4 protein-coding genes are annotated in these 4,975 nt (G+C 29.7%); all 4 read right to left on the bottom strand.

Annotated elements, in window-relative coordinates:
* Nucleotides 1-404 precede the first annotated feature (404 nt).
* A complete protein-coding gene (locus LBP67_04815) occupies nucleotides 405-1,763 on the bottom strand; it encodes a beta-lactamase family protein (protein MDR2084297.1) in 1,359 nt (452 codons plus the stop codon).
* Nucleotides 1,764-1,808: 45 nt separating this feature from the next.
* Nucleotides 1,809-2,783 carry an OmpA family protein gene (locus LBP67_04810; protein MDR2084296.1) on the bottom strand — a complete coding sequence of 325 codons (975 nt, stop codon included), beginning with the start codon at nucleotides 2,781-2,783 and terminating at the stop codon, nucleotides 1,809-1,811.
* A gap of 364 nt (nucleotides 2,784-3,147) precedes the next feature.
* Complete coding sequence (locus LBP67_04805) at nucleotides 3,148-4,419, bottom strand: hypothetical protein (protein ID MDR2084295.1); 1,272 nt, start codon at nucleotides 4,417-4,419, stop codon at nucleotides 3,148-3,150.
* An 88-nt stretch (nucleotides 4,420-4,507) separates the two neighbouring features.
* On the bottom strand, nucleotides 4,508-4,792 hold the full coding sequence (locus LBP67_04800) for a hypothetical protein (GenBank protein ID MDR2084294.1): 285 nt from the start codon (nucleotides 4,790-4,792) through the stop codon (nucleotides 4,508-4,510).
* Nucleotides 4,793-4,975: the final 183 nt, after the last annotated feature.

The following is a 4,975-nucleotide window of genomic DNA, read 5'->3' as shown; positions in this document are numbered from 1 at the left end:
ACCATGTAAGGAATTTGCAGCAGGAGAATTCGGATTTGATTTATATAATTAAGAATCAGATTAAGGCTGCCAAGGATGATGGTGAGGAATAGGTCCGTGAGGGAATGTAACGGGAATCATTTTACTGACTGATTTTACTTAAATAAACACATCGGTTTTTATTAATTAGGAATTTATATCGAAAATATTATTGGGAACAGGAATGTATGGTTTGTTTAAGAATGGCTGCCGGAATGTTTTTACATTAAGCGGATATAGGTAATTAATTATATCTGGATTATAAATGTTATATATTAATTGGATATAGTAGGGTGGAGTTAAGTGTTTTAGGAACTCATAATAATACAAAGTATAGACCTGTAGTATGTTAATTCTTTGTTCTATTGTATAAAAAGTATTTCGCTTTAAAAAGTCTTTGGTATAATGAAAATAAAATCATTATAATATTGGTAATATTTTTTCTCCCATAAATACTCTGTTATAGAGTCAAATTTTTCCTGACTAAAATTATCTTCATACTTGGCAAGATAATATGCGTATTTTGCGACTTCTAAATTTCCGTTTAAAATACTGTTAATTACAAATTTAGTTCCAATTTCTTCGCTTTCGATATTGTTGACAATAGATTTGATTTTTGATGTTAATGAACTTACATTAAAACCACAATTATTCATAACTAAAATTGTATTTTTCATTTCGGGATAACGATAATAGTTAATTCTGAAACCTTCCCACATACCGTTATGATAAACAACTTTTTGTCCGTTTTCTTCTTTCAATCTAAACCCATAACCGTAAGGAACAACTTTCCTTTTGTTGATAACTGTAGGATTAAAAGCCTCTTCCAAAATTTCTTTCGATAAGACTTTATAATTATAAAGGGATTTATCCCATTTATACATATCCCATGATGTAGAATAAATTCCTTTGTCTCCGGCAATTCCATCGTGAATAGTGTATTCATAGGGATAAAGACGACTTCTATAACGAACAAATCCATTTACGGAATTATCTGTGATATTAGTTCCGGTTGAAACATAAGTGTTTTTCATTCCTAAGGGAGTAAAGAAATTTTCATCCATAAAATCTTGAAAAGATTTATTGCTGATATGCTCAACTATCGAAGCCAAAACCGCGTAACCAGTGTTTGAATAATCAAAACGTTTACCCGGAGTAAAATAAAGCGGTAATCCAGATTTCGATATCATTCGCATTAATGTATCATTATTTGCAAATTTATTTTCATTATTCCAGTTATTTTCAAGAAGATACATGTAATTGAACATGCCGGCAGTATGATTCAGTAGTTGTTTGATTGTAACTTCCTTATATGGAAAATCAGGAATATATGAGTAAACATTATCATCATAATCGAGCAAATTATCCTGTTTCAATTTCATGATGGCAGCGGCGGTAAATTGTTTGCTGACGGATGCTAATTGAAATGGCATATCCGTTGCCATCGGAATCTTGTCTTTACCTGTATTAGCGTAGCCATAAGCCTTATTGAAGACCAAATCCCCATTATTTACAATCATTACAACACCGTTAAATCCGGTAATCTTGCAATAACGATTTAATGTTTCGTCAATAATTTGCGAGGTTTCGGAGTTTAAAATCAAGTTTATATTAAGTAAATCTTCAGTTAATATTTTGTTTTGATATTCCGGCGCTTCAACAACTATTGATTGATTAGGATAAAATATTAGTATAATAAAAACAAATATTGAAAATATAAATACTAATATTCTATGGTTTTTCATAAAAGCTACAATAATATTTTAGAATTATTTTTTTTTAAATTAATTTTAATACTTTTCAAGTAATTCAAATAACTTTTGCAAATTCGGTTCAAGAACAATTTCGGTTCGTCTGTTTTTTGCCCTTGATTCAGATGTGGAATTACTTGTGATTGGTTGATATTCACCATGTCCGGTTGCTGTTAATCGTTTAGGATCAATATTTTTATTTTCCAAAAGAATTTTAACAACACTTGTTGCCCTCATTACACTTAAATCCCAATTATCTTTTAGTTGTCCGCTGCCGTTATATGGTACATTGTCCGTATGACCTTCAATTAGAACATTAATGTTTGGGTTTTGTGCCAGAACAGTTCCTAATTTACCGATTGCTTTCTTGCCTTCGGGAGCAACATTGTAACTTCCAGACATAAAAAGCAGGTTTTCATCCATCGAAACGTAAATCTTTCCGCCTTTCTCTACAATATCAATACCTTGACCGTCGTAGCTCTTCAAAGCATTAATAACTTCATTCTTCAAATTTTTCAACTCCTTTGATTGTTGAGCCAAAATATTATTTAGTTCTTCAATCTTTTTATTACGTGATTCAATTTCCTTTTGAGATTTCAAAAGTTGACTTTCCCTTTCGTTGAGTATATCTTCTCGTTCCAAAAGTTGGTTCTGCAAATCTTGAAAATCTTGCAAAAGCTTTTTTGAGGAATTGTTCATTCCGCTTGATAAATACTCATTTTCTCTTTGCAAGGCTTCAAATTGTCTGGTAAGTTTATCCAATTCCAAAGTTTTAATTTGCAGATCTTCTGAAAGATCAATAGAGTCTTGAGTAAGTATATTTATATGTTTATTCAGATTAAAAATTTCCGAAGCATGTTCTTTATTGAGTTCTTCCGCATTTTGAAGTTGTTCTCGAAGAGTCATTCTTTCATCATGACAAGATTTTTCCAAATCTTTAAACTGTTTTGTCGGCACACATGACTGAAATACAAGCACAAAGACTGCGAATGTTAATATTATTTTATTCTTCATAATTTTCAAATTTAAAATCAAACGAATATCTAACATGCAAAATTATCCGATTCGCTTAATAATTACACTACTTGAGGAAATATTTATTAACAGAATTACGAACAAAATATTATGTGATTGCATGTAGCGTAATGATATAATAGTTGTATAAAAAATTAATATAAAATTATTAAGAAAAGGAATTGATTATAAATATTTCTGAATATATACTGGGAAATTAAATCAAAAATATACTTTCATTAAAATATCGCATCTTATTGGGCAAAACTATCTGTTTCTATGCTTTATCAAAAAATTAAAGACTGTACGGAAATAAATGTTTTAAAAATACAATTAATTTAACCTTTAAAAATACTGGCGTTTACTATCGACCGTATTGTTTAACAATAGTTTCCACCCAATCTGAATCGGATTCTAAGTAAATATCCGGTTCTATACCAACATTTTCATATTGTAAGTATTCACTCCAATTATCTTTTAAATCGGAAAAATGAATTTTAAATCTTTTTGAAGGAGTTTCAAATTCCTTAGGATAATTTCGTCCATAAGTAATTATCCCTGATGTTCTGTCTCCCAGAACAGTAACATTATCTAAAGATTTCATTTTTAAGGTAAATTGCTCCGCATTGCTCGACGTATAATAATTTGTCAACAGATAAATTTTACCATTAAATTTTTTGAATAATTGGTAGAATTTTTTCGAATTTTTATCGCCGCCGCCTCTGTTGTTTCTTATGTCTACAATTAAATTTTCGGTTTTTAAAGAATTCGATATCTTATCATAAAATTCTTTAGATTGCTTAATGCCATCATTGGAAGAGTTAAAAGTTCCTAACTTAACATAAGTAAATGAATCGTTTATTTTATTGATGACATACATTTCAGTAGGATAATCTGCATTGTAAAAATCTTCTTTTGATGTCTGTTTTTCCCATTTAAAAGTTTTGAAAGTGCCATCTTTAAAATACTCAATTGATGAAATAAGCCTTTTGTCAATGAATGTTCCCGTAAAGATACGGAAGCGGTTATTTCCTTTAGGCGAAAGGTAGAGTATAGTTTCACCGCGTTCCCACGAAGGAATAGTTGTCTCTAAAACAACTCCTTGCAATAAATTATCTTCATTTTTGAAAATGGCTATTTTGAAGTGAGATTCTTTATAATATATCCCTTCATAATCGTTTATTTTCCGTGTCGAAAGAGAGGCTTCCAAGCTATCTAAGTTTATTTTTACCTTCGGATAGAAATTATATTCAGGATTACTTTTTATACTATAAAGAAAGTCATTGTCTGATAAATCTTTGTAAGAGAAGCTTTTTGTATTGCTTTTAATAGAATTATGATTATCTACCAACTGGTCTATTAATTCATAAAATTTGATATAACTTTCAATAATATCCGGTTCTGAATTGATGTTTTCTTGCTTCAATTCTTCGTATTTTGATTGAACGGCAGAATGTTTATCTTTTTGAGTTTGGTATGATGCGGATTTTTTTAAATTTTCATAAATGAAATCTAAATCTTCCTGAAATTGGTTTGTAGAAACTTGGCCTGAACTTACGAAAGCTGAGAATAAAAATAAAATTAAAAATACTTTTTTTAGCTGTTGTGTTTTTTGGGTATTAAAGATAGTTGACATAAATAAATTTTATTATTAGAATATTAATTTCTTGATTAAAAGTAATTAATTAACGATTTTACTAATAGTAAAATTATTTCCGGATTTATTATTTCCGATGGTAGTTTTGGTATGTGGGCAAAGCCCGTAATAACCATTGCCGGAACACCAAGCATTTGCATCCGATAATTACTCCATTATTATTAGTTAAATAGTTACAGCAAGAACATCTATATTCTCCTTGTCCGGATGTGCAAGTGTGTGTAGAAGGTATTTCATGTCCATAACTGATATTTTCTTCTTGAATTGAGATCGGGTATGCTATAGAGTAATTTTGAGAAAAGAGAGAATCTTCACTATAAATACTTGATTCACCTCTAATGATAAGGTACATAAATGATTTATTACCGAAATCCGTAATTATTGCCTCATTAATTACAATGGTATTAATGCCATCATTTAATTTATCTTAAAAATCCACCTCCTTTGGAGGTGGTTATGTTCTGTTGGCTATGCCAAAAAATTATATCTTTGTTTTATGAGTAAGTACAAGAAACAAAGTCACGTATTATGGAAA

It is taken from the genome of Bacteroidales bacterium (assembly GCA_031276035.1).
In the GTDB taxonomy this organism is placed as follows: domain Bacteria; phylum Bacteroidota; class Bacteroidia; order Bacteroidales; family BM520; genus RGIG7150.
The sequence above is the reverse complement of the archived record's forward strand: the minus strand, read 5'-3'. Positions and strand labels throughout refer to the sequence as shown.

Bases quoted from the DNA above. Each gene is read 5' to 3' on its own strand.
- LBP67_04815 (MDR2084297.1), bottom strand. From the start codon at position 1,763: ATGAAAAACCATAGAATATTAGTATTTATATTTTCAATATTTGTTTTT.
- LBP67_04810 (MDR2084296.1), bottom strand. From the start codon at position 2,783: ATGAAGAATAAAATAATATTAACATTCGCAGTCTTTGTGCTTGTATTT.
- LBP67_04805 (MDR2084295.1), bottom strand. From the start codon at position 4,419: ATGTCAACTATCTTTAATACCCAAAAAACACAACAGCTAAAAAAAGTA.
- LBP67_04800 (MDR2084294.1), bottom strand. From the start codon at position 4,792: ATGTACCTTATCATTAGAGGTGAATCAAGTATTTATAGTGAAGATTCT.